Origin of the sequence: Pseudomonas sp. RL_5y_Pfl2_73, assembly GCF_963970515.1 — a bacterium.
Classification (GTDB): domain Bacteria; phylum Pseudomonadota; class Gammaproteobacteria; order Pseudomonadales; family Pseudomonadaceae; genus Aquipseudomonas.
The window spans coordinates 62819-86938 of the sequence record NZ_CAXAPD010000026.1 but is presented as its reverse complement, the minus strand read 5'-3'; the positions used below and the strand labels follow the sequence as shown (position 1 = coordinate 86938).

Below are 24120 nucleotides of genomic sequence, written 5' to 3'. Positions count from 1 at the left end.
TGAAACGATGCATCGCCGATGGTAGTGTGGGGTTTCCCCATGTGAGAGTAGGTCATCGTCAAGATTAAATTCCAAAACCCCTATCTGCTGACGCAGGTAGGGGTTTTGTTTTTGCCCGCAGGAAAGTTCTTACGACAAGCGCGGACAGCTCCCAGCTGTCACAACCCCCCGACAGTGATAAGGTTCTGCCCCTAGCTTTTGCATTTTCAAGGATGCCTTTCATGCCGGACGCAACGTCCCTTAGCCCTGCGTTCATGGTGGTTCACGGGAATCGCCTTGATGAATTGCGCAGCCTGGTGATCAGCTTGATGCGGCGCTATCCGCTGGCTCCCCTTGAAAATGAAATCGCGCTGGTACAAAGCAACGGCATTGCCCAATGGCTCAAGCTTGCGCTGGCTGAAGACCCGGAAGACGATGATTCCGGCGGCTGCGGTATTGCGGCTGCCATTGATGTGCAACTGCCGGGCAGTTTCATGTGGCAACTTTATCGAGCGGTCTTGGGACGCGACGAAATTCCGGCCAAATCCCTGCTGGATAAGGCTCCGTTAACCTGGCGCCTGATGCGTCTACTGCCGCAGTTGATCGAGCAGCCTCATTTCGAACCTCTGCGACGATTCCTTACCCAAGACACCGACTTGCGCAAACGCTATCAGCTGTCCGAACGTCTTGCCGATCTGTTCGATCAGTACCAGGTGTACCGGGCTGACTGGCTTGAGGATTGGGCTGAAGGTCGACACCAGACAAGAACTGTCCGAGGCGAAACCAAGCCGCTCGCGCCGGCAAATTGCTGGCAAGCGGAACTGTGGCGCGCCTTGTTGCTGGACGTGGGAGAGCAGGGCATGGCGCAAAGCCGTGCAGGCGTTCATCAGCGTTACATCGAACGTATCAACAGCCTGGAAGTCGCTCCGAAAGGCCTGCCCGCACGGGTCATCGTGTTTGGTATTTCGTCTTTGCCTGCCCAAGTCCTCGAGGCGCTCGCCGGCCTTTCCCGGTTCAGCCAGGTTCTGCTCTGTGTGCATAACCCGTGTCGTCATCATTGGGCGGACATCGTCGCCGACAAGGACTTGTTGCGTCACCAATACAAGCGCCAGGCACGCAAGGCCGGCATGCCCGTCGTCCTCGATCCGCAAACTTTGCATCAACATGCCCATCCGTTATTGGCCGCCTGGGGCAAGCAAGGGCGCGACTACATTAACTTGCTCGACAGCTACGATGACCCCAACAGCTATCGCACGGTATTTCGCGATGGGCGAATTGACCTGTTCACTGATGGAAGCCCCACGACCCTTCTCAGCCAGTTGCAGGACGACATCCTGGAACTGCGCCCCCTGAACGAAACCCGGGAACACTGGCCTTTCGTCGATACAGAGCGAGACGGCTCGATCCGTTTTCATGTGGCCCACGGCGCTCAGCGTGAAGTCGAAATTCTTCACGACCAATTGCTCGCCCACTTCAGTGCGGATCCGACCCTGCGCCCACGGAATATCATCGTCATGGTCCCGGACATCGACAGTTATGCACCGCACATTCGCGCAGTGTTCGGTCAGCTCGACAGGAGCGACCCGCGGTTCATTCCCTTCACGTTGACCGACCAGGGCCAGCGTGGACGGGATCCACTGCTGATCGCCGTCGAGCATTTGCTCAAGCTGCCAGACAGTCGTTTCCCGGTCAGCGAAATCCTCGATCTGCTGGATGTTCCGGCGTTGCGCGAACGCTTTGGCATCGATGAGGCCGACCTGCCGACACTGCACCGCTGGATCGAAGGCGCCGGCATTCGCTGGGGGATGAGCGCCGAACACCGTGCCGGGTTGGGCCTGCCCGCGGAGCTTGAGCAGAACAGCTGGCATTTTGGTTTGCGTCGTATGTTGCTGGGGTATGCCGTCGGCAGTTCGAACGCTTATGAGGGCATTGAGCCCTATGACGAAATCGGTGGCCTGGATGCGGCGTTGATCGGTCCCTTGGTTGCTTTGCTGGATGCCCTGGAAGTGGCCCATCAGGAACTCACCCGACCGGCATCGCCGCAGCAATGGGGTTCACGCCTGCAAGATCTGATGCAGCTGTTTTTCCAGGCAAGCAACGAACATGACGACTATTTGCTGGCCCAACTCGAAGACTTGCGTGAAACCTGGCTGGAAACCTGTGAGTCGGTGGGGCTGTACGATGAATTGCCGCTGACGGTGGTGCGTGAGGCGTGGTTGGCCGGACTGGATCAGGGGCGACTGTCCCAGCGTTTCCTGGCCGGTGCAGTCAACTTCTGTACCTTGATGCCGATGCGCGCGATCCCCTTCAAGCTGGTGTGCCTGCTGGGGATGAATGACGGTGATTACCCGCGCGCCCAGCCCCCCTTGGACTTCGACCTGATGGGCGGCGATTATCGCCCGGGTGATCGTTCCCGCCGTGAGGACGACCGTTACCTGCTATTGGAAGCGCTGCTTTCTGCCCGGGAAAAGCTGTACATCAGTTGGGTGGGTCGCAGTATTCGCGACAACAGCGAGCGCCCGGCATCGGTGTTGATCGGCCAACTGCGCGATCATCTCGCCAGTGGCTGGCGGTTGGCAGATGACAGCAAGACTCTTCTTGATGCCCTGACCCAGGAGCATCCGTTGCAACCGTTCAGCGCACGTTATTTCCATCAAGGTGACGAGCTGTTCAGTTACGCCAGCGAATGGCGGATGCTCCATGACGCTTGCGATCACACCGATAAAAATCAGATGCTGGAACCCTACGTCCAGGAAGAGCCCTTGGGCCTCGGTCAGTTGCAGGATTTCCTGCGCAATCCCGTCCGCCATTTCTTCAGCCAGCGGCTGAAAGTGTTCTTCGAGGCCATTGAAGCGCCTCTGGCCGATGACGAACCTTTTGTGCTCGATGCGCTGCAACGCTACAGCCTGAGTGACAGCTTGCTCGAGGCCGCCCTGGTACGCCTGGACCAGCCGGATCTTGCCCTCACCGCCCATGCCCAGCGGCTGCAGAACAGTGGTCTGTTACCCATGGCCGGTTTCGGTGAATGCATGCAGCGTGAATTGATCGAACCCCTGCCGGATCTGCTCCAGCGTTACCAACAGCTTCTGGCGCTATGGCCGACACCGTCGCTCAGCGCTGTGCCAGTCAGCCTGCAATTGCAGGGCGTGAATGTCGAAGGATGGCTCAGTGGCTTGCACCAGCGCTCCGACGGTGCGGTCCTCGCCATCACGGCCATACCTAACAGTATTGGCTCCATCAAGACCCGTAAGTGGCATCGGCTGATACGGCCTTGGGTCAACCATCTTGTGGCCTGCGCTAATGGCTTGTCGTTGACGACAGCACTGGTGGCCAGTGATGACAGCTTGCAACTGGCACCTTTTGAAGAACCTGTCGCTCAAAGGCTACTGGGCGACATGTTGCTGGCCTGGCAGACCGGTATGCGCCAGCCGCTACCGATCGCCGTGAAGACGGCTTTCGCCTGGCTCGGCCAGACTGATCCGGTCAAGGCCGAAGCGGCGGCTCGCAAAGCCTATGAAGGCGATGGACAGACGTTTGAGGGCGAACGGGGGGAAAGTCCGGCGTTGGCTCGACAGTTTCCTGATTTCGAAGCCTTGATGGCTGACGAAACATTTCCCGATTGGTGCGATGCGCTCTACCGACCATTGCTCGAAGCCCCATGGCGTTCGTGGGTCGGCGAGGAGGCCCGTTCATGAGTCGGCAGACACCATTGGCCCTGGCTTTCCCGCTACGGGGCAGCCAACTGATCGAGGCCAGCGCCGGTACCGGCAAGACCTTCACCATTTCGGCGCTGTACCTGCGCCTGGTGCTGGGGCATGGCGGTACGGCGTCCGGTTTTGGCCGCGAGTTGCTTCCACCGCAAATCCTGGTAGTGACCTTCACGGACGCTGCCACCAAGGAGTTGCGTGAACGAATTCGCACCCGTCTGGCCGAAGCTGCACGTTTCTTGCGCGACGAAATTCCCGCCCCGGATTCGCTGATCGCTGCGTTGCGCGATGAGTTCAACGCTGACCAATGGCCTGGCTGCGCGAACCGGCTGGACATCGCTGCGCAGTGGATGGACGAAGCGGCCGTCTCGACCATCCACAGTTGGTGCCAGCGCATGTTGCGTGAGCATGCCTTCGACAGCGGTAGCCTGTTCACCCAAACCCTGGAAACCGACCACAGCGAATTGCTGGGCGAGGTACTGCGCGATTATTGGCGGTTGTTCTGCTATTCGATGCAGGGCGAGGCACTGAACTGGGTGCGTACCCATTGGGGAGGGCCTGCTGCGCTGTTGCCGCGGGTGAGAGCTTTGTTTTCCAGCGAGCGTGGCGACGGTGACGGGCTTGAGCCTGCCGAACTCATCGCCGCGGCCTTGCAGGAGCGCAGTGCCGCCTTGCTCGATCTCAAGGCGCCGTGGCGGCAATGGGCGGTGGAGCTGTTGGAGATCTGCCAGCAAGGCGTCGCCAGCAAATCTGTCGACGGGCGCAAGATGCAGGCGCGTTACTTCGAGCCGTGGTTTCAGAAAATCACTGCCTGGGTGGACGACGAAAGCCTTGAGCTGTTGGACATTGGCACCGGATTCACGCGGCTGACGCCCGAGGGCATGGCCGAAGCCTGGAAAGGTGAAGTGCCCAACCATCCCGGGCTGGATGCCATGGCCGCTCTCAAGGCCAGCCTGGACGCGTTGCCCACGCCCGATGCCGCCGTCTTGCAGCATGCCGCACAATGGGTCGGGGGGCGCTTCGAAGCAGAGAAACGTCGCCGCGCCGAGATGGGCTTTGATGACATGCTACTGCGTCTCGATGCGGCCCTGCAGGCCGACGGAGGCGAGCGTCTGGCGAGCCTGATCCGCGAACAGTTTCCGGTGGCGCTGATCGATGAGTTCCAGGACACCGACCCGGTTCAATACCGGATATTCGAAAGCATCTACCGTATCGAAGACAACGACCCTGAGACCGGACTTTTCCTGATTGGCGATCCTAAGCAGGCGATCTACGCTTTTCGCGGTGCCGACATCTATACCTATCTGCGCGCTCGCGAAGCCACTGCTGGCAGACTGCACACGCTGGGCACGAATTTCCGTTCCAGCCATGCCATGGTGGGTGCGGTAAACCATGTTTTCCAGAATGCCGAGTCCCGTCCGAAGGGGCGTGGGGCCTTTCTGTTCCGTGGGTCTACGGGAGAGAATCCGGTGCCGTTCCTGTCCGTTGAGTCCCAGGGGCGCAAGGAGTCCTTGCAGGTCGCAGGGCAGGCGGTCGCGGCGCTGAACATCTGGCACCTGTCGTCGGAGCAGCCGCTTTCCGGTGCGGTGTATCGACAATCGATGGCGGCCGTCTGCGCCAGTGAGATCACGGCGTTGCTCAACGGCGGTCAGTCGGGACGCGCTGGCTTCACGATCGATGGAAAAGTGCTGCGAGGCGTGCGTCCGGCAGATATCGCCATCCTGGTGCGCGATGGTAAAGAAGCGCAGGCGGTGCGAGACGCGCTGTCCGCGCGGGGCGTGCGCAGTGTTTATCTGTCCGACAAGGATTCGGTCTTTGCCTCGCAGGAAGCGCGGGATTTGCTGATCTGGCTCAGGGCCTGTGCCGAGCCGGATGCCGAACGACCGCTACGGGCGGCCCTGGCCAGTATCACGTTGAACCTGTCGCTGATGGAGCTGGAGCGTCTCAATCAGGATGAGTTGGCCTGGGAAGCCCGGGTCATGCAATTTCGCGGTTATCGTACGGTCTGGCGCAGCCAGGGCGTGCTGCCGATGTTGCGGCGTCTGCTGCATGATTTCGAACTGCCCCAGGCCCTGATGGCGCGCAGTGATGGCGAGCGGGTGCTGACCAACTTGCTGCACCTATGCGAACTGTTGCAGCAAGCCGCCGGTGAGCTGGATGGCGAACAAGCTTTGATCCGGCATTTGTCCGAGCACCTGGCCTTGTCCGGACAAGCGGGAGAAGAGCAGATCCTGCGCCTGGAAAGTGATGAGCAACTGGTTAAGGTGGTCACGATCCACAAGTCCAAGGGCCTCGAATATCCGTTGGTCTTCTTGCCCTTCATCTGCTCGACGAAACCGGTGGACGGCAGCCGATTGCCGTTGCATTACCACGATGAGGCCAACAAGGCGCAGATCAGCCTCAAGCCCACTGCCGAATTGATCGCCAAGGCCGATGACGAGCGTCTGGCCGAGGATTTGCGGCTTCTCTACGTAGCACTGACCCGTGCACAACATGCCTGCTGGCTAGGTGTCGCGGATCTCAAGCGGGGCAGCAACAATCGCTCGATCCTCCACGTGTCCGCGCTGGGGTATCTATTGGGCGGTGGTGCACCGCTCACCGAGTCGGTGGAACTGAGGCGCTGGCTGGACGACCTGCAACAAGGCAGCGACGCGGTGAACTGCCAGCCTATGCCCGAAGCTACCGACGAGCACTACCGGCCTCCGCGCAACGAAGCCGTGTTGCTTGAACCCTTGGTGCCCTTGCGAAAAGCCAGCGAGAACTGGTGGATCGCGTCCTACAGTGCCTTGCGCATCAGCGACAGCCTGAGCGAAGGCAGCGATACCGCGCCAGAGAATCCCCAGGCCCAGAAACTGTTCGACGATGAGCGACTGGATCCGGATGCTCCCAGGGAGACTATCGCTGTTGGTGGCGACATCCACCGCTTTCCCCGTGGCCCCAACCCCGGCACTTTCCTGCATGGTTTGCTGGAGTGGGCCGCCGGGGAGGGCTTTTCATCGACACCAGCGGATATCGAGGATGCCATTGCCCGACGCTGCAATCGCCGAGGTTGGAAAGGCTGGATCACCACGCTGAGCGATTGGCTGCAGCACCTGATCAAGATGCCCATGCACGTCGGCAACGACCAGGCACCGGTAGTGCTCGAGCAACTGAGCCGATTCCAGGTCGAGATGGAGTTCTGGTTCGCCAGCCACAAGGTTGATGTGCAAAAGCTTGACCAACTGGTTTGCCGGTTCACCCATGGCGGTGTGGCCCGCATCGCGGCGGAGCCGGTGCTGCTCAACGGCATGTTCAAGGGCTTCATCGATTTGACGTTCGAGCACGACGGTCGGTACTACGTGGTCGATTACAAATCCAACTGGCTGGGTGTCGATGACATGGCCTACACCGTACAGGCGATGGAACAGTCAATCCTGGACCATCGCTACGACCTGCAATACGTGCTGTACCTGTTGGCCCTGCATCGCCAGCTCAAGGCACGGCTCCCCGATTACGACTACGACCGGCATGTCGGCGGCGCGTTGTACCTGTTCCTCCGCGGAACTCGCTCCACCAGTCAGGGTGTTTATTTCACCAAGCCGCCACGGGCATTGATCGAGCAACTGGATCGCTTGTTCCAGGGGGCGCCCGAACCCAAGGCTGAGCCGGCGTGGGTACAAGGAGAATTGCTATGAGTCGTTCTTTTGCCGACCTGCTGCCCAAATCGTCCGATGGCGAACACCTGGTGGAGTTGGCGCCCTTGAGTCGTGCGCAGGACCTGCTGTTGTTGCTGACGCGCTGGGTCGAGCGCGGCTGGTTGCGTGCCCTGGACAAGGCATTCGTGGCGTTCCTCCATGAACTGGCACCTGACGATGATCCATTGGTCCTGCTCGCCGCTGCGCTGACCAGCCATCAACTGGGTCACGGGCATGTTTGCCTGGATCTGTTCGAGACCCTCAAGGAACCGGATTTTGCGCTGTCTCTGCCTCCCGAGGGTGACCTGGAGACTGGCGTGATGCTGCTGCCATCGCAAATATTGGCGACACTGGACGGCGGCCATTGGTGCAAGGTCTTGGCGTCCAGTCGCCTGGTAGCCCTGGCCGTGGATGGGAGCGATGAGGCGCAGCAGCGTCCGTTGGTGCTGTCTGGCAAGCGTCTTTATCTGCGCCGCTACTGGGGTTACGAACGGCGGATCGATGAAGCGTTGCGTCAACGGCTTATCGAGCATGAAGCGGCGCCCGGCGATCTGCGCGAGCGTTTGGGCGGGTTGTTCGGGCCGGCCAATGCCAGCGGCCCGATCGATTGGCAGAAACTGGCCTGCGCACTGGCGACCCGCGGGGCCTTCAGCATCGTGACCGGCGGCCCGGGCACCGGTAAGACCACGACCGTTGTGCGCCTGCTGGCCCTGCTCCAGGCACCGGCGGTCGAAGCCGGGAAACCGCTACGGATTCGCCTGGCCGCGCCCACTGGCAAGGCGGCGGCGCGTTTGACCGAGTCCATCAGCCAGCAGGTCCGGACCCTGGATGTGGACGCCGCTGTGCGCGAACGGATTCCTTGCGATGTGACGACGGTCCATCGATTGTTGGGCAGTCGCCCAGGCACCCGACATTTTCGCCACCACGGCGGCAATCGATTGCCACTGGATGTGCTGGTGGTCGATGAAGCGTCGATGATCGACCTGGAGATGATGGCCAATCTGTTGGATGCACTGCCGGCCCATGCACGGTTGGTGTTGCTGGGGGACAAGGACCAGTTGGCCTCTGTAGAAGCCGGTGCGGTGCTGGGGGATTTGTGTCGAGACGCCGAGGACGGCTGGTACAGCCCCCAGACCCGAGCCTGGCTTGAGTCGGTCAGTGGTGAAAACCTGGCGGCCAGTGATCTGCAGCAGGATCTGGACGCTACTCATCCCCTGGCACAGCAAGTGGTCATGCTCAGGCATTCCCGGCGTTTCGGCGAGGGCAGCGGGATCGGTCAACTGGCTCGCTGGGTCAACCAGCAGCAGCCTGAAAAAGCCCGTCAATTGCTGGAGCAAGGGCAGCATGCCGATCTGTCTTCCCTGAAATTGGCGAGCGAGCACGATACGAAACTGGAAACGCTGTTACTCGACGGCAAGCCAGAAGGACCCCAAGGGTATCGGCATTACCTGAGCCTGCTCCGGCAGCACCGCCCGGCCGCTTCTCGCCCGCTGGAAGACCGCTGCTGGGCCGACTGGGCCCGGGGAGTCCTGGCGGCCTTCGACGAATTCCAATTGCTCTGCGCGGTGCGCAGAGGCCCGTGGGGCGTCGAAGGACTGAACCTGCGAATCACCGCCGCATTGCTCAAGGCCCGTCTTATCGATAGCGATCACCAGTGGTACGAAGGACGCCCGGTGCTGATGACCCGTAACGACTATGGGCTGGGGTTGATGAACGGCGATATCGGTATTGCCCTCAAGTTGCCCGAGCGTGACGGCCCCGATGCCGGCAAACAGGTCCTGCGGGTCGCTTTCCCGCGCAACGACGGCCAGGGCGGTGTGCGTTTCGTCCTGCCCAGCCGCCTGAATGACGTGGAAACCGTGTATGCCATGACCGTGCACAAATCCCAGGGCTCGGAATTCACCCATACCGCGTTGATTCTTCCGGATGCGCTGAACCCGGTCTTGACCAAGGAACTGGTGTACACCGCCATTACCCGGGGCAAGCAATGGTTCAGTCTGATTGAGCCGCGAGCGGGGGTATTCGAGGAGGCGGTCCGGCGCAAGGTCAAGCGCTTGAGCGGGTTGATGCTGGAGTTGGAGCAGCCTGACTGAATCATCAGCTTTTAATGATTCATGCCCCCGTTGTGATTTCACCTGTTTCGTTTCGAAGCCTACGTAACACCCTGTCTCGCCGGCTTTTTGGCACTGTGCTATCGTTCCGGCACTAATCGCTTGTATCAAGAGATTTTCCATGACAGTGCCTGTACGGGACGCGGTGCGCAGCAAGGGCTGGAGGCATTTTCTGCTTGCCAGCCTTATGTGTTTGCTGGTGCCTGTCGGGGCTGCTCAGGAGCAGGCAGCCACGACCCAGGCCGAGCAGCGGTCCGAAGCCGTGACCCAGGTTGTATTGGGAATTCTCAGCTACGCCCGTTGGCCTGTGGAGCCAACCGAACTGCAACTGTGCATCGTCGGACCCACCCAATACACCGACGATCTGGTCAACGGCACCACCCAGGCCACGGGGCGGCCGGTGAATGTGCAGCGGTTACTGGCCGATCATCCTGACATCGCCACTGGCTGCAACGCGGTCTACATCGGCCGGCTGACCAACGATGAGCACACCCGTCTGTTTGCGTCCTTGATTGGCAGGCCGGTGTTGAGCATCAGCGAGGGTGGCGACCAGTGCACTGTGGGGAGTCTGTTCTGCCTGCGGGTCGGCGATGAACAAGTGTCTTTCGAGGTCAACCTCGACTCGGTGGCACGCAGTGGCGTGCGCATACATCCGAGTGTGCTGCAGCTTTCCCGCCGCAGGCCCGCAGCGCCATGAAACAGGGCAAACCAAAGGTCCGTCCCACCCTGGGCGCGGTCATCGGGCGCGGCCACCTGATTGTCGCGTTGGTGGCAATCACCATGGCCAGTGTTTCCCTGACCTTGCTCGGCCTGCTGGCGTTGCGGGTCTATGCCGATCACAACCTGCACCTGATCGCCCGTTCGATCAACTACACCGTGGAAGCGGCCGTGGTATTCGATGACGCGGCGGCGGCCACCGAGGTACTGGCTTTGATTGCCTCCACCGAGGAGGTTGCCGATGCCCAAGTGTTCAATGAGCGCGGCCGCCTGTTGGCGCGCTGGAAACGTCCGGACACCGGTTTATTGTCGGAACTGGAAATGCACATTGCCAAGGCGTTTTTGGAAAAGCCCATCAGCCTGCCAATCGTTCACCAAGGAAAGAACATTGGCAGCGTTCTATTGGCGGGGCATGGTGGCAGCCTGTTGCGCTTTTTACTCAGCGGTCTGACGGGGATCATTTTGTGCACGGCGGTGAGTGCCTGGGTGGCGTTGTACCTGGCGCGGCGTCAGTTGCGGGCGATCACCGGACCATTGCGCAGCCTGGCCGAAGTGGCCCACGCGGCACGCAGCGAGCGCGCCCTGGACCGACGCGTGCCGCCGGCCGCTATCGCCGAACTGGATAACCTGGCCAATGACTTCAATGCACTGCTCGACGAACTGGAGTCCTGGCAGACCCACCTGCAAAGCGAAAACGAAACCCTGGCACACCAGGCCAGCCACGACAGCTTGACTGGCTTGCCGAACCGGGCGTTTTTCGAGGGCCGGCTGATCCGCGCCTTGCGCAACGCCAGCAAGCTCAACGAGCAAGTGGCCGTGTTGTACCTGGACAGCGACCGGTTCAAAGGCATCAATGACAATTTCGGCCACGCCGCTGGTGACGCGGTGCTGACGGCCGTGGCGACCCGGGTCCGGGCACAGTTGCGTGAAGACGACTTGGTCGCGCGCCTGGGAGGCGATGAATTCGCCGTGCTGCTGGCCCCCCTGCACAAGGCCGAGGACGCCGAGCGGATCGCCGAAAAAATCATCGCCAGCATGGAAATGCCGATTCAATTGCCCGGTAATGCTTCAGTGCTGACGTCCCTCAGTATCGGCATTGCCGTTTACCCCGATCATGGTGCCACGCCGGGCACCTTACTCCACGCCGCCGATGCGGCAATGTACCAAGCCAAACGCCTCGCTCGAGGCGGTCAACATACGACGGGGTCGGATCACCCCGTCGCTGATTCTCAAACCAGGAGCTGACTCGTGCGTTCATACCCTTCATTTTCCCTGCGCTGGTTCGCGGCGTTTTTGTTGCTGGCCGTCCTGGCCATGAGCGGTTGCCAGACGGCACCGCAGAAGGGCCTGACCCCCGCGCAAATCGCCGTACTCAAGCAACAAGGCTTCGAACTGACTGACGATGGCTGGGCGTTCGGTCTGTCAGGCAAAGTCCTGTTCGGCAGTGACGTGGAAAACCTCAACCAGGCCAGTACCGAAATCGTCGAACGCATTGGCAAGGCGCTGCTGGAGGCGGGAATCCAGCGGGTGCGCATCGATGGTCATACCGACGCATCGGGCTCCCAGGCCTATAACGAACAACTGTCGATGCGTCGGGCCGTCAGCGTGAGCAAGGTGCTGACAAGCGTTGGCATGCGCGAAGAGAACGTCCAACTGCGCGGCCTGGGCAGCAGCAAACCGGTCGCTTCCAACGACACCGCCAGCGGCCGCACCGAAAACCGCCGCGTCGCCATCGTGGTCATCGCCGGCTAGTCGGCGAACACCATCTCCCGGCTGTCGCCCATCAGCAGTGGCTGGTTCTGTTCAGTCACTTGGCGAATGTAATCCCACAACAACGTAATCCGCTTCAGCTTCCTCAAGTCCTCCCGGCAGTACATCCAGAATTGCCGGGTGACGGTGATTTCCTCCGGCAGCACCGGCAACAGCCGTGGGTCCTGGGCGGCGAGGAAGCAGGGCAGGATTGCCAGCGAGCGGCCTTGCTGCGCTGCCACGAATTGCGCGATCACGCTGGTGCTGCGCAGGTGGGCGCTGGCGCCGGGCAGTACGTTAGCCAGGTAGAGCAATTCGGAACTGAACGCCAGGTCATCCACGTAGCTGATGAATGAGTGCTTGCCCAGGTCTGCCGGGCGCTGGATGGGTGGGTGGTTGTCCAGGTATTGCTGGGTGGCGTAGAGCTGCAACCGGTAGTCGCACAATTTGCAGCACACATAGGGGCCATGTTCGGGGCGTTCGAGGGCGATGACGATGTCGGCTTCGCGCTTGGAGAGGCTGATGAAGTGCGGCAGCGGGAGGATGTCCACCGAAATGGCCGGGTAGGCGTCGACGAAGTGACTCAGTTGCGGGGTGATGAAGAAGCTGCCGAAGCCTTCGGTGCAGCCCATGCGCACGTGGCCGGACAGCGCGACGCCAGAGCCTGAGACCTGTTCGCAGGCCATGTGCAGGGTGCTTTCGATCGATTCGGCGTAACCCAGCAGGCGCTGGCCTTCGGCCGTCAGGACAAAACCGTTGGTCCGGGACTTCTCGAACAGCAGCGTGCCCAACGAGGCTTCCAGCGAGCTGATGCGCCGCGACACCGTGGTGTAGTCGACGGCCAGGCGCTTGGCGGCCGTGCTGGCCTTGCGGGTGCGGGCCACTTCGAGGAAAAACTTGAGGTCGTCCCAATTCAGCGACCCCAGGGAGGTGATGTTTTTTTGCATGTTGGACCGGTTTTTATGTGCGTTCTTATTAGAAGTTTGCACATCTATACTCCAAAAACAGTCTCATCACCAAGCGTGTCCTATGCACCTTGGTTTTTGCTGAACCAACGCTCTCTATAAGAACAATCCCGGAGGCCAGCATGAACGTTTCCCTTACCCCCAGCGATACCACCCTGCAAACCGTCAGACTGCTGATCAATGGCGAGTGGGTTGAATCCCAATCCAGCGAGTGGTACGACATCGTCAACCCGGCCACCCAGCAGGTGTTGGCAAAGGTTCCGTTCGCCACGGCCTCGGAAGTCGATGCCGCCATCGCCGCTGCCCAGCGTGCGTTCCAGACCTGGAAGCTGACGCCCATCGGCGCGCGGATGCGCATCATGCTCAAGCTCCAGGCGTTGATCCGCGAGCACTCCAAGCGCATCGCCGCGGTGCTCAGCGCCGAGCAGGGCAAGACCATCGCTGACGCCGAGGGCGATATTTTCCGTGGCCTGGAAGTGGTTGAGCACGCCTGTTCCATTGGCACCCTGCAGATGGGCGAGTTCGCCGAGAACGTCGCCGGTGGCGTTGACACCTACACGCTGCGCCAGCCGATCGGCGTGTGCGCGGGCATTACCCCGTTCAACTTCCCGGCAATGATTCCGCTGTGGATGTTCCCGATGGCCATCGCCTGCGGTAACACCTTTGTGCTCAAGCCATCGGAACAGGACCCGCTGTCGACCATGCACCTGGTGGAGTTGGCCATCGAGGCCGGCGTGCCGGCGGGCGTGCTCAATGTGGTGCACGGCGGCAAGGACGTGGTGGACGCGCTCTGCACCCACAAGGATATCAAGGCGGTTTCATTCGTCGGCTCGACGGCGGTCGGTACTCACGTGTATGACCTGGCGGGTCGCCACGGCAAGCGCGTGCAGTCGATGATGGGCGCCAAGAACCACGCGGTGGTGTTGCCCGATGCCAATCGAGAGCAGACCCTCAACGCCTTGGTCGGCGCCGGTTTCGGCGCGGCGGGCCAGCGTTGCATGGCCACTTCCGCGGTGGTGCTGGTGGGGGCGGCCAAGCAGTGGTTGCCGGAGCTCAAGGCCCTGGCACAGAAGCTCAAGGTCAACGCTGGCAGCGAGCCGGGCACTGACGTCGGTCCGGTAATTTCCAAGCGCGCCAAGGCGCGGATCCTCGAATTGATCGAGAGTGGTGTGCAGCAAGGGGCGAAGCTGGAGCTCGATGGTCGTGGCATCAGCGTGCCGGGTTTCGAACAGGGCAATTTCGTCGGTCCGACCCTGTTTTCCGGCGTGACCACCGACATGCGCATCTACACCGAAGAAATCTTCGGCCCGGTGCTGGTGGTGCTGGAAGTCGACACCCTGGATCAGGCGATTGCCCTGGTCAACGCCAACCCATTCGGCAACGGCACCGGCCTGTTCACCCAAAGCGGTGCGGCGGCGCGCAAATTCCAGAGCGAAATCGACGTCGGCCAGGTCGGCATCAACATTCCGATCCCGGTGCCAGTGCCGTTCTTCAGTTTCACCGGTTCCCGAGGTTCGAAACTTGGTGACCTCGGTCCGTACGGCAAACAGGTGGTGCAGTTCTACACTCAAACCAAGACCGTGACCGCGCGCTGGTTCGATGATGACAGCGTCAATGACGGTGTGAACACCACCATCAATTTGCGTTAAGGAGCCGGACATGAACATCGCATTTATCGGCCTGGGCAACATGGGCGCCCCCATGGCGCGCAACCTGCTCAAGGCTGGCCATTCGCTGAACCTGTTCGACCTGAACCAGACGGTGCTGGCTGAACTGGCGGCGTTGGGCGGCACTATCAGCGCTTCGCCTCGCGACGCGGCCCAGGGCGCTGCGCTGGTGATTACCATGCTGCCGGCCGCCGCCCATGTGCGCAGTGTCTGGCTGGGTGACGACGGCGTGCTGGCCGGCATCGCTGCCGGCACACCGGCGGTGGATTGCAGCACCATCGATCCACAAACCGCCCGCGACGTGGCGGCTGCCGCGGCGAAACAGGGGGTGGCAATGGCCGATGCGCCGGTCTCGGGTGGCACCGGCGGTGCGGCGGCGGGCACGTTGACCTTCATGGTCGGCGCCACGGCTGAGTTGTTCGCCACCTTGCAACCGGTGCTGGCGCAAATGGGCCGTAATATCGTGCACTGTGGCGAAGTCGGCACCGGGCAGATCGCCAAGATCTGCAACAACCTGCTGCTGGGGATTTCCATGGTCGGCGTCAGCGAAGCCATGGCGTTGGGCGATGCCTTGGGGATCGACACCCAGGTGTTGGCCGGCATCATCAACAGTTCAACGGGCCGTTGCTGGAGTTCGGACACCTACAACCCATGGCCGGGCGTGATCGAAACGGCACCGGCGTCCCGTGGCTACACGGGCGGCTTTGGCGCCGACCTGATGCTCAAGGACCTGGGCCTAGCGACCGAAGCCGCGCGGCAGGCCCATCAGCCGGTGGTGCTGGGGGCGGTGGCGCAGCAGTTGTACCAGGCGATGAGCCAACGGGGCGAGGGTGGCAAGGACTTTTCGGCGATTGTGAACAGCTATCGTAAGCCGCAATAAACGCGGCGATATCAAGTGAGCTTCTATGGCAGGGGAGCTTTTTCTACGGGAGCAAGGCCCCCTACAGATACTTTCCTCGCCATAGAGGTGGTACAGAACGTTGTTTTCCGAGAGACCACGTCGGGTGGTCCCTCGGTTTTTTGTTTCAGGCAAAGACGAAATATTTGCGCACGGTCTCGACCACTTCCCAAGTGCCTTTCATGCCTGGCTCGACGACGAAGATATCACCGGCGCGCAGATGGATCGGCTCCATGCCTTCCGGGGTGATGATGCAGTAGCCTTCCTGGAAATGGCAGTACTCCCACTTCACATATTCCACATACCATTTGCCAGGTGTGCAGATCCAGGTGCCCATGATCTTGCTGCCGTCTTCGCTGGTGTAGGCGTTGAGGTTGACGGTGTGCGGGTCGCCTTCGAGTTTTTCCCATTTGCAGGCGTCGAGTACGGGCAGCGGATGGGTGTCGCGCAGGACGGTGATGGGTGCGGTCATGTGAGCTCCGAAAGGGGCAGAAGGGAACGGGCACCCTAACGCGCGGCATGAGCGGGTAGATGTCTGTGGTCGACACCGAGCTATCCAGAAACGCGCATCATCCCGGCGACCCTGACCAACGTCTGGCAATGGGTGTTTGGCGGTCATCTGCAAGCCCTGATCTGGCACCTGTGGCCGCGGTTGCTGGTGATTTTCATTGGCACCGGTCTGGGCGTGCTCGGCGACCATCTGCTGATCAGCGGCTAGCCGAGGACGGGCTGAGCATGTCGACGCGGCGGATTTCGAAGTCACGCTCCAGATAATCCATGCGTTGCTCGAAGAACTGCTGCATGTGCGGCAGGTTCGAGTGCACCTCCAGGTGCGCCTGGGAGGCCCAGATCTCATAGAAGATGAACAGCGTCGGATCCTGCTGGTCCCGCAGCATGTGGTATTCGATGCATCCAGGCTCGGCACGGCTTGGCTCGACGTAGGCGCGGAATAGCGCTTCGAAAGCTTCGGCTTTTTCCGGACGGGTCTTGGCGTGCAGGATGAAACCGTGCAGTTCGCTCATCGAGGTGGCTCCTGAGATAAAAGAGGTCTCGGAGTTTAAGGCAATAATCAGTCGTTCATTCGTGCGTGTAGGTCAAATCAGTTTTGCCGTTGCACTGCTTATTCCCTGTGAAGTCCGTCGCTATTGTGCCGCCATCATTTTCAACCTTTCCATGCAGCGGCCCTTTGACGGTCCACGCCGTGGAACCCGATGAGGCTCCCCATGAAAAAAGTCCTGTTGCTCAATGGCGGCAAACAATTCGCTCACTCCGCCGGTCGCTACAACGCCACCCTCCACGACACGGCGGTCAGCGTGTTGGACCGCGGCGGTTTTGATGTGAAAACCACCTTCATCGACGGTGGCTACGACATCAAGGAAGAAGTCGCCAAGTTCCTTTGGGCCGACGTGATCATTTACCAGATGCCGGGTTGGTGGATGGGTGCCCCCTGGACCGTGAAGAAATACATCGACGAAGTCTTCACCGAAGGCCACGGCAGCCTTTACGCCAGCGACGGCCGGACCCGTTCCGATGCCGCGCAGAAATACGGCAGTGGTGGTCTGATCCAGGGCAAGCAGTACATGTTGTCCCTGACTTGGAACGCCCCGCGGCAAGCCTTCGACGACCCGACCGACTTCTTCGAGGCCAAGGGCGTGGACGCGGTGTACTTCCCGTTCCACAAGGCCAACCAGTTCCTCGGCATGAGCGGCCTGCCGACCTTCCTGTGCGTGGACGTGATGAAGCGCCCGAACATCGAAGAAGATGTGGCGCGGTATGAGCAGCATTTGGTTGAGGTGTTCGGTTTGAAGGCGTGACCTTTCTTTTGCTGCGCATCCCGATACTATCCTGTGGCGGGCGGGTGAACCTGCACGGTGGGAGCAAGCTTTGCTCCCACCTAGCGAGGATAAATCCCCTTGCCACAAGAGAGATCAGTCGACAGGGGGATACGTGAAAGCCAGATCCGACGAATTGCAGATTTTCGTCTGCGTGATCGAGTGCGGATCCATCTCCGCCGCCGCCGAGCAGGTCGGACAGACGCCGTCGGCGGTCAGCCGCACGTTGTCGCGGCTGGAGGCCAAGCTCGACACCACGCTGATCAACCGCACCACGCGGCGCATGGACCTGACTGAGGAGGGCAAGTATTTCTTCAAGCAGGCCAAAGGCATCCTCGACCAGATGGATGAGCTGGAAGAGCGGCTGTCATCCCGCCAGAAGAACCCAGCAGGCCGCTTGCGGATCAACGCGGCCTCACCGTTCATGCTGCATGCCATCGTCCCGCACATCGAAGAGTTCCGCCGGCTCTACCCGGATATCCAGCTCGAACTCAACAGCAACGACCTGATCATCGACCTGCTGGAGCAAAGCACCGACATCGCCATCCGCATCGGCACCCTCACCGACTCGACCCTCCACGCCCGCGCCCTGGGCTGCAGCCCGTTGCACATACTGGCCAGCCCCGCTTATCTGAAGCAGCACGGCACGCCGTCAAGCGTCGCCGAGCTGGCAGGTCATGCGCTGTTGGGGTTTGCCCAGAACGAGGGCCTCAACCAGTGGCCACTGCGCCACGTACACGGTGATCGTTGGCCGATCCAGCCGGCCATCAGTGCGTCCAGCGGCGAAACCGTGCGCCACCTGGCACTGCAAGGGCAGGGCATTGCCTGCCTGTCGGACTTCATGACCCGCGAAGACATCCGTGCCGGTCGGCTGAAAGTGCTGCTGGCCGAGGCCAACAGCGGATATCGCCAGCCGATCAATGCCGTGTACTACCGCAACTCGCAACTGGCCTTGCGGATCCAGTGCTTCCTGGACTTCATCCAAGGCAAGCTCGCCGGATACGCCTCGCGGGAATTCAAGGGCTGATAACCCCTTTCCCCTATGGGAGCGAGTGATCGCAGTATCTCAGTCCACCACCTGCCCCTGTGGCAGCGAGCCTGCTCGCGATGGCGCCGGGTCAGTCGATATTGAAGTTGGCTGATCCAGCACTATCGCGAGCAAGCTCCCACAGGTTTTTGTTGGGTGTTGCTTCAGTCGTGGTGCTCGCCCGCGCGCTTGAGCATTTGCTTGCAACGCTCGGACAGGTGGAACACACGCAGGTGCTTACCGGCTTTGCTGTAGCGTTCGCGCAGGGTCTTGAGTGCGGCAATGGCCGAGTAGTCGACGAAGCTCAGATGTCGGCAGTCCAGGGTGACCTGGGCCGGGTCGTTGGCCGGGTCGAACTGGTTGAGGAACGGCGTCGTCGAGGCGAAGAACAGCGTGCCGTGCAAGCGATAGAGTTTGCTGCCGTCGGCTTCCTGGTGCGCGTCGGCGTACAGCTCCCGGGCCTGTTGCCAGGCGAAGTTGAGCGCCGCGATGACGATACCGCAGAGCACGGCCACCGCCAGGTCGGTGAACACGGTAATGACGGTCACCGCGATGATCACCAACACATCATTCTTCGGCACCTTGTTGATCACCCGTAGCGAGGCCCAGGCGAAGGTCTGCTGTGCAACCACGAACATCACGCCCACCAGTGCAGCCAGCGGGATGCGCTCGATCAACGGCGACAGGAACAATACGAACAGCAACACCATCACCCCGGCCACCACGCCTGATAACCGTCCGCGTCCACCCGAGCTGAGGTTGATCACCGTCTGACCGATCATGGCGCACCCCCCCATGCCGCCGAACAGTCCGGAGGCGATGTTGGCTGCGCCCAGCGCCACGCATTCACGGTCCGGATAACCGCGGCTCTGGGTGATTTCATCCGTCAGGTTCAGGGTCAGCAGGGTTTCCAGCAAACCGACCATCGCCATGATCACCGCGTAGGGCGCGACGATCTGCAGGGTCTCCAGGTTCCAGGGAAGGTCGGGCCAGGCGAGGGTGGGTAAGCCGCCGGCGATATGGGCCATGTCGCCCAGCGTGCGGGTGGGCAGGCCGAGCAAATAGACCCCCAGGCCGATGCCGAGGATCGCCACCAGGGCCGGCGGCACGCTGCGGGTCAGGCGTGGCAGCAGGTAGACGATGGCCATGGTCAGCGCGACCAGGCCGGCCATCAGATACAGCGGGGTGCCGCTGAGCCAGGTCTCACCCTGCTTGAAATGCTCCAGTTGGGCCAGCGCAATGACAATCGCCAGGCCGTTGACGAAGCCGAGCATCACCGGGTGCGGGACCATGCGCACCAGCTTGCCCAACCGCAGCAGCCCGAACGCCGTCATGATCAGCCCGCCCAGCAGCACAGTGGCCAACAGGTATTGCACGCCGTGCTGCACCACCAGCGCGATGATGACCACGGCCATCGACCCCGCCGCACCCGACACCATGCCTGGCCGGCCGCCGAACAGCGCGGTCAGTGTGCAGATGATAAAGGCGCCGTAGAGCCCCATCAGCGGGTTGAGGTGGGCCACCAGGGCAAAGGCTATGCACTCGGGGAGCAAGGCGAAAGAGGTGGTGAGGCCGGCGAGGACGTCGGCGCGAAGACGTGCTGATTTCATGATTTACCTGACTGGGCGCCGGTGGAGAGTCGGCTGCCGGGGAGTGGTGCAAAAACAGGGGGCGATGGTACTGAATTGAGGGCTGCACGGCCAGTCATTGGGCGGCCAGGGGGCTGCTAACGGTCCTGCGGGAGCAGGCGTGCTCGCCTCAGGGGTATGAACGTTCAGTGCTGGATTTTCATGATTGTTGCGTTGCGATGTCCGTCAGCGACATGCAACGGGGAGAAATTCGTGAAGGCGATTGGGCGGACCTGGTGTTGTTCAATCCACAGACGATTCGCGACGTGGCCGACTTCAACGCGCCGCGAAGGCATCGACGGGGTGTGGGTCAATGGTGTCCTGAGTTTATTGCGACGGCCAAGCGAATGGACGCAGGGAAGGGCGGTTCCTGGCTCGCGAAGGCGATCTGGGCCAGGAATTCAGCCCATCAGACGGCGTTTGATGGTGTGCAAGTGGCCGAAATAACGTGAATTGGCGCCACAATAATGGCACTTGGGAACTAAAGAAGCCGGGCTTAAAGCCGAAGCATTGTGGGTCAACCCATCTACACTGGGTCTTTTCAGCCAGGGAGCAACCCATGAGCTTCGGTAAAACCACCCCGATCCTGCGGATATTCGATGAAGCCAAGGCGTTGGCGTTTTATGTCGACTTCCTGGGCTTTACCGTCGACTGGCAACATCGCTTCGGTGACGACTTCCCGCTGTACCTGCAAGTCTCCCGCGGCGACTGCGTGCTGCACCTGTCCGAGCACCATGGCGATTGTACGCCAGGCTCGGCGTTGCGGATCGAGACCGATGAATTGGAAGCGTTCCAACAGCAATTGCTGGCCAAGCAATACCGCTACGCCCACCCACAGATCCAGGCCATGCCCTGGGGTAGCCAGGACATGGCTATCAGTGATCCGTTTGGAAATCGGTTGGTGTTTACCAATGCGATTAACGTGTGAACCGTCTGGCAACTCCCCGAGTCCTGATGACGTAAGGCTTGTTAGCGGCAATCAATGATTTCATTGATTGCAGGAGCCCGACACTAGAGTGCTGACGGGATGTGCTTGTTCAAGCGAAAACCGTACAGGCGCGTGCAGAGAACGGCGGTAGGGCAGGGGGTGGGAGATTTGTACGAAAGAGCGATTCGTGGGCTGCGTTTATGAGCGTCCTGTGGGAGCGAGCAAGCCCGCTCCCACAGTGCGTAGGGCGTTAGACGCGGAAGTGGCTGACCATCATCTGCAACTGATTACCCAACCGCGCCAACTCAACACTGGACGCTGCGGTCTCCTCGCTGGCGGCGGCGGTCTGTTCGGACACGTCGCGCACGTTGATGATGCTGCGGCTGATCTCCTCGGCCACGGTGCTTTGCTGCTCCGCGGCAGCGGCGATTTGCTGGTTCATCGACTGGATGTTCGACACCGTGCGGGTGATGTTTTCCAGTGACGCGCCGGCTTTGCGGGTCAGGGCCACGCTGCTGTCGGTGAGGCTGCGGCTGTTGTTCATCACGGCCGCCACTTGTTGGGTGCCGTTCTGCAGGCCGGCCACCAGGCCTTCGATTTCTTCGGTGGATTTCTGCGTGCGCTGGGCCAGGCCACGGACTTCGTCGGCCACCACGGCAAAACCACGCCCGGCTTCACCGGCGCGTGCCGCTTCGATCGCCGCGTTGAGCGCCAGCAGGTTGGTCTGCTCGGCCACGGCCTTGATCACATCCATGACGCTGCCGATCTTGTCGCTTTCCTGTTGCAGCACGGTCATGGCGTCGGTGGAACGCCCCACCTCGCTGGCCAGGCGTTCGATCTGGACGATGGCTTCGCTGACCACCTGATCGCCGGCACGGGCTTCGCCATCAGCGGCGGCTGCGGCCCGGGAGGCCTCTTCGGCGTTGCGGGCCACTTCCTGGACCGTGGCGGTCATTTCGTGCATGGCGGTCGCGACCTGATCGGTCTCGACTTTCTGGCTGTTGACCCCGGCGCTGGTCTGCTCGGTCACGGCGGACAGTTCTTCGGCGGCGCTGGCGATCTGGGTCACGCCATCGCGGATGCCGCTGATCAGGTCGCGCAGGGTCACGCCCATGCGCGCGATGCCTTGTTGCAGCACGCCCAGTTCATCGCGACGGGTGACGATGACCGTGTGCGAGAGGTCGCCGCTGGCGATCCGCTCGACCACGGCCAGGGTGTCGCGCAGCGGGCCGGTGATCTGGCGAGTGATGATCACGGCTGCAATGACCCCAACCAGCAACGCCAGCAGGGTGCTGACCAGTTGCAGGGTGCGGGCCTGGGCACTTTCGGCGTCGCGGCGCTCGAGTTGGATGTGGTACAGCTGTTCGCTCAACGTCACGATTGACGCGCCCTGGTCGGTCATTTCCTTGCGCGCCTGTACCGCGTCGGCGGTGGCCAGCTTGAAGGCCTGCACGGCGCTGCGGTATTGGGCTAGGGCGTTTTCCAGTTGGCGCAGTTCATCCTGACGGGTGCTGGAGAAATGCTCGTTCAGCGGCTTGAGCGACGCGATGGCGGCGTCCAGTTGGGCGGCGGCTTTGCGTTCGGTGTCGGCGTTGCTGTTGGTCGTGTAGCCGCGCACTTCATAGCGGGCCAGCATGAAGTCCTGCTTGGCCTGGGTGATGGCCTGGAACTGGGCGAAACGCTCATCGCCGGGGCCCATTTTCCGCACGTCCGAATCCAGGGTCTCAATCAGCTTGTAGGCGATCTCTGCGTCCGTCCCCATGGCATCGCGGGCGGTGTTGCCCGTGCGGTAGGCGCTGCGCATTTTGTTCAGGGACACCTGGTAGGCGCTGATGACTGCGCTCTGCTCCTTGAGCAACTTGACGTTTTCCGGGCTCTTTAAGCTGCTGAGCAGGGCGTTCTGTTGTGCCACGAAACCATCGAGGGTGGTCTGCACGTTTTGGGCGGCGGTCTCGTTACCGTTGGTCAGCATGTATTGCAGGCGCGTGACCCGAAGTTTGGTCAGGCCGGCGTTGAGCTGGGTGATGTCGCTCATCCAGTTGCTGCGTTTGATCAGCCCGTCCAGGCTGGTCCAACTGGTCAGGGCCAGTAGGCAAGTCAATACCAGCACCAGACCAAAGCCCAGGCCCAATTTCATGTTGACGCTAATGTTGCCAAACCAGCTGTTCATCAAATTCCTCCAGGAACGTTGTGCTGCTTGATCGTCGGTACGCTGGAAGATTGTTGTTGTTAAGAGCCAGCAGAGCATGTAACAGGGCTGTATCGGCGGTGGGTTCAAGATCTGTAAGTTTTTTTCCGGGTATCTGTGTGAGCAAGCGTTGCTCGCACCCCAAGCTTTTTTCACTTCTGTTTCACCGCCCGCCCACGTCGGTTTCTCTACTGTCGCGCCATCGAATGACTGGGTGGATGCCGTTGGGGCGGCTTGATGTGGAACGGAGACTGAGCCTTTTCGGCCTGAGGCGCTCGATCGATACGCGCCGCTTTGCCCGTTACCAAAACGCCGTGGTGGTGTTCTTGCTGTTCGACATGACTCGCATCGACATCGCCTTCAGCAATTTACTCTACGACCCGCTGCACCAGGTCTTTCCGTTGGAGCACGTGCGGCTGTTCGAGAAAATCACCCATAAGTGGGCCAGGATCATTCCGAACTGGACCGGTGAGGCGGCCACTATCTGTGTGCTGTTGTCGTTTGTCTGGCCGATCTTCAAGCCGAAAAAGTGCCTGGGGTTACTGCGCCTGTTGGAGAAAATCCGGTTCGCCGCGCCGTTGCGTTTTGCCCACAAACATCGGCGCGATTTTCTCTATGTGGTCTTCGCCTTTTTCCTCCGCACCGGGGTGGTCCATTACCTCAAGGGCCACACCAGCGTGTACTGCCCGGTGGAAACCACCCAATACGCCGGCAAGATCGAGCACAAGGAATGGTTCCAGAATTTCGATCTGCTGAAAATTACGTGTCCCACACGTTCTGGGCGGGGATTTTCGTCTGGTTGAGTTGTTGGCTGATGGCGTTGCTGTTTTATGGGCGCACGGCCTTGGAGCAACCTGTGTTGAAATCAGCGCGAGTGACGGCGGCGGCTGTCTTGCCTGCGTCGGGCAACGCGTCAGCCTGAATGCCAGGCAAAAAAAAGCCCGCTGGGAGTGCGGGCTAAAACCTTAGTTTCTTGAATGAGCGAGGCGACTGTACCCAATCACGCGGGGGCGTGGGGTGAAGAAAAGTTCATGAGGTCGCTTCCTTGCC

16 protein-coding genes and 4 pseudogenes are annotated in these 24120 nt (G+C 61.0%); 14 read left to right on the top strand and 6 right to left on the bottom strand.

What is annotated here, in order from left to right; all coding sequences use genetic code 11:
* Positions 1-221: 221 nt before the first annotated feature.
* The 6 genes from recC (at position 222) to AACY42_RS22425 (ending at position 11940) form a co-directional block, all read left to right on the top strand.
* The gene (gene recC, locus AACY42_RS22450; protein WP_339482378.1) at positions 222-3674 is read left to right on the top strand and encodes an exodeoxyribonuclease V subunit gamma; all 3453 of its coding nucleotides are present in this window, start codon (positions 222-224) and stop codon (positions 3672-3674) included.
* Positions 3671-7360 (top strand): exodeoxyribonuclease V subunit beta, encoded by a 3690-nt coding sequence (gene recB / locus AACY42_RS22445; protein WP_339482377.1) that lies wholly within the window; start codon positions 3671-3673, stop codon positions 7358-7360. Before recC ends, recB begins: the two co-directional genes overlap by 4 nt.
* Complete coding sequence (gene recD / locus AACY42_RS22440) at positions 7357-9453, top strand: exodeoxyribonuclease V subunit alpha (RefSeq protein WP_339482376.1); 2097 nt, start codon at positions 7357-7359, stop codon at positions 9451-9453. The genes recB and recD overlap by 4 nt, the downstream gene beginning before the upstream one ends.
* A 139-nt stretch (positions 9454-9592) precedes the next feature.
* Entirely contained in the window at positions 9593-10168 is a 576-nt protein-coding gene (locus AACY42_RS22435) for a YfiR family protein (protein WP_339482375.1), read from the top strand.
* The gene (locus AACY42_RS22430; RefSeq protein WP_339482374.1) at positions 10165-11433 is read left to right on the top strand and encodes a diguanylate cyclase domain-containing protein; all 1269 of its coding nucleotides are present in this window, start codon (positions 10165-10167) and stop codon (positions 11431-11433) included. The genes AACY42_RS22435 and AACY42_RS22430 overlap by 4 nt, the downstream gene beginning before the upstream one ends.
* A gap of 69 nt (positions 11434-11502) precedes the next feature.
* Positions 11503-11940, top strand: a complete 438-nt coding sequence (locus AACY42_RS22425) for an OmpA family protein (RefSeq protein ID WP_339482379.1) — start codon at positions 11503-11505, stop codon at positions 11938-11940.
* Here AACY42_RS22425 and AACY42_RS22420 read toward each other — a convergent pair.
* The gene (locus AACY42_RS22420; protein ID WP_339482372.1) at positions 11937-12884 is read right to left on the bottom strand and encodes a LysR family transcriptional regulator; all 948 of its coding nucleotides are present in this window, start codon (positions 12882-12884) and stop codon (positions 11937-11939) included. The genes AACY42_RS22425 and AACY42_RS22420 overlap by 4 nt on opposite strands.
* 140 nt (positions 12885-13024) lie before the next feature.
* Here AACY42_RS22420 and AACY42_RS22415 point away from each other — a divergent pair, with 140 nt between their 5' ends.
* Together AACY42_RS22415 and mmsB are read left to right on the top strand one after the other, a co-directional pair.
* Entirely contained in the window at positions 13025-14551 is a 1527-nt protein-coding gene (locus AACY42_RS22415; RefSeq protein WP_339482370.1) for a CoA-acylating methylmalonate-semialdehyde dehydrogenase, read from the top strand.
* Positions 14552-14561: 10 nt separating this feature from the next.
* Positions 14562-15449 carry a 3-hydroxyisobutyrate dehydrogenase gene (mmsB, locus tag AACY42_RS22410; RefSeq protein ID WP_339482369.1) on the top strand — a complete coding sequence of 296 codons (888 nt, stop codon included), beginning with the start codon at positions 14562-14564 and terminating at the stop codon, positions 15447-15449.
* A 145-nt stretch (positions 15450-15594) separates the two neighbouring features.
* Here mmsB and AACY42_RS22405 read toward each other — a convergent pair whose 3' ends face one another.
* Positions 15595-15939, bottom strand: coding sequence for a cupin domain-containing protein (locus AACY42_RS22405; protein ID WP_339482367.1), 345 nt, complete (start codon positions 15937-15939; stop codon positions 15595-15597).
* A gap of 96 nt (positions 15940-16035) precedes the next feature.
* Here AACY42_RS22405 and AACY42_RS22400 point away from each other — a divergent pair.
* Positions 16036-16182 (top strand): annotated as a pseudogene (locus AACY42_RS22400) (sulfite exporter TauE/SafE family protein); the annotation flags it as partial.
* Here AACY42_RS22400 and AACY42_RS22395 read toward each other — a convergent pair.
* Positions 16175-16489 (bottom strand): putative quinol monooxygenase, encoded by a 315-nt coding sequence (locus AACY42_RS22395; RefSeq protein WP_253471452.1) that lies wholly within the window; start codon positions 16487-16489, stop codon positions 16175-16177. The pseudogene AACY42_RS22400 and the gene AACY42_RS22395 overlap by 8 nt on opposite strands.
* Before the next feature lie 201 nt (positions 16490-16690).
* Between AACY42_RS22395 and AACY42_RS22390 the strand changes: the two genes are divergently transcribed.
* Together AACY42_RS22390 and AACY42_RS22385 are read left to right on the top strand one after the other, a co-directional pair.
* Entirely contained in the window at positions 16691-17281 is a 591-nt protein-coding gene (locus tag AACY42_RS22390; protein ID WP_339482365.1) for an NAD(P)H-dependent oxidoreductase, read from the top strand.
* Between the two features lie 133 nt (positions 17282-17414).
* The gene (locus tag AACY42_RS22385) at positions 17415-18326 is read left to right on the top strand and encodes a LysR family transcriptional regulator (RefSeq protein WP_339482364.1); all 912 of its coding nucleotides are present in this window, start codon (positions 17415-17417) and stop codon (positions 18324-18326) included.
* A gap of 164 nt (positions 18327-18490) precedes the next feature.
* Here AACY42_RS22385 and AACY42_RS22380 read toward each other — a convergent pair whose 3' ends face one another.
* The gene (locus AACY42_RS22380; protein ID WP_339482363.1) at positions 18491-19936 is read right to left on the bottom strand and encodes a SulP family inorganic anion transporter; all 1446 of its coding nucleotides are present in this window, start codon (positions 19934-19936) and stop codon (positions 18491-18493) included.
* A gap of 215 nt (positions 19937-20151) precedes the next feature.
* Between AACY42_RS22380 and AACY42_RS22375 the strand changes: the two are divergent.
* Together AACY42_RS22375 and AACY42_RS22370 are read left to right on the top strand one after the other, a co-directional pair.
* A pseudogene (locus tag AACY42_RS22375) lies at positions 20152-20378 on the top strand (D-aminoacylase); the annotation flags it as partial.
* Positions 20379-20513: 135 nt separating this feature from the next.
* On the top strand, positions 20514-20882 hold the full coding sequence (locus AACY42_RS22370) for a glyoxalase superfamily protein (RefSeq protein ID WP_003197565.1): 369 nt from the start codon (positions 20514-20516) through the stop codon (positions 20880-20882).
* 250 nt (positions 20883-21132) lie between these two features.
* On the opposite strand, the gene AACY42_RS28795 is transcribed toward AACY42_RS22370, so the two are convergent.
* Entirely contained in the window at positions 21133-21837 is a 705-nt protein-coding gene (locus tag AACY42_RS28795) for a methyl-accepting chemotaxis protein (RefSeq protein WP_445261756.1), read from the bottom strand.
* A 201-nt stretch (positions 21838-22038) separates the two neighbouring features.
* Positions 22039-22917 (bottom strand): annotated as a pseudogene (locus AACY42_RS28790) (methyl-accepting chemotaxis protein); the annotation flags it as partial.
* 404 nt (positions 22918-23321) lie between these two features.
* Here AACY42_RS28790 and AACY42_RS22360 point away from each other — a divergent pair.
* Positions 23322-23992, top strand: a pseudogene (locus tag AACY42_RS22360) (phosphatase PAP2 family protein).
* Positions 23993-24120 lie beyond the last annotated feature (128 nt).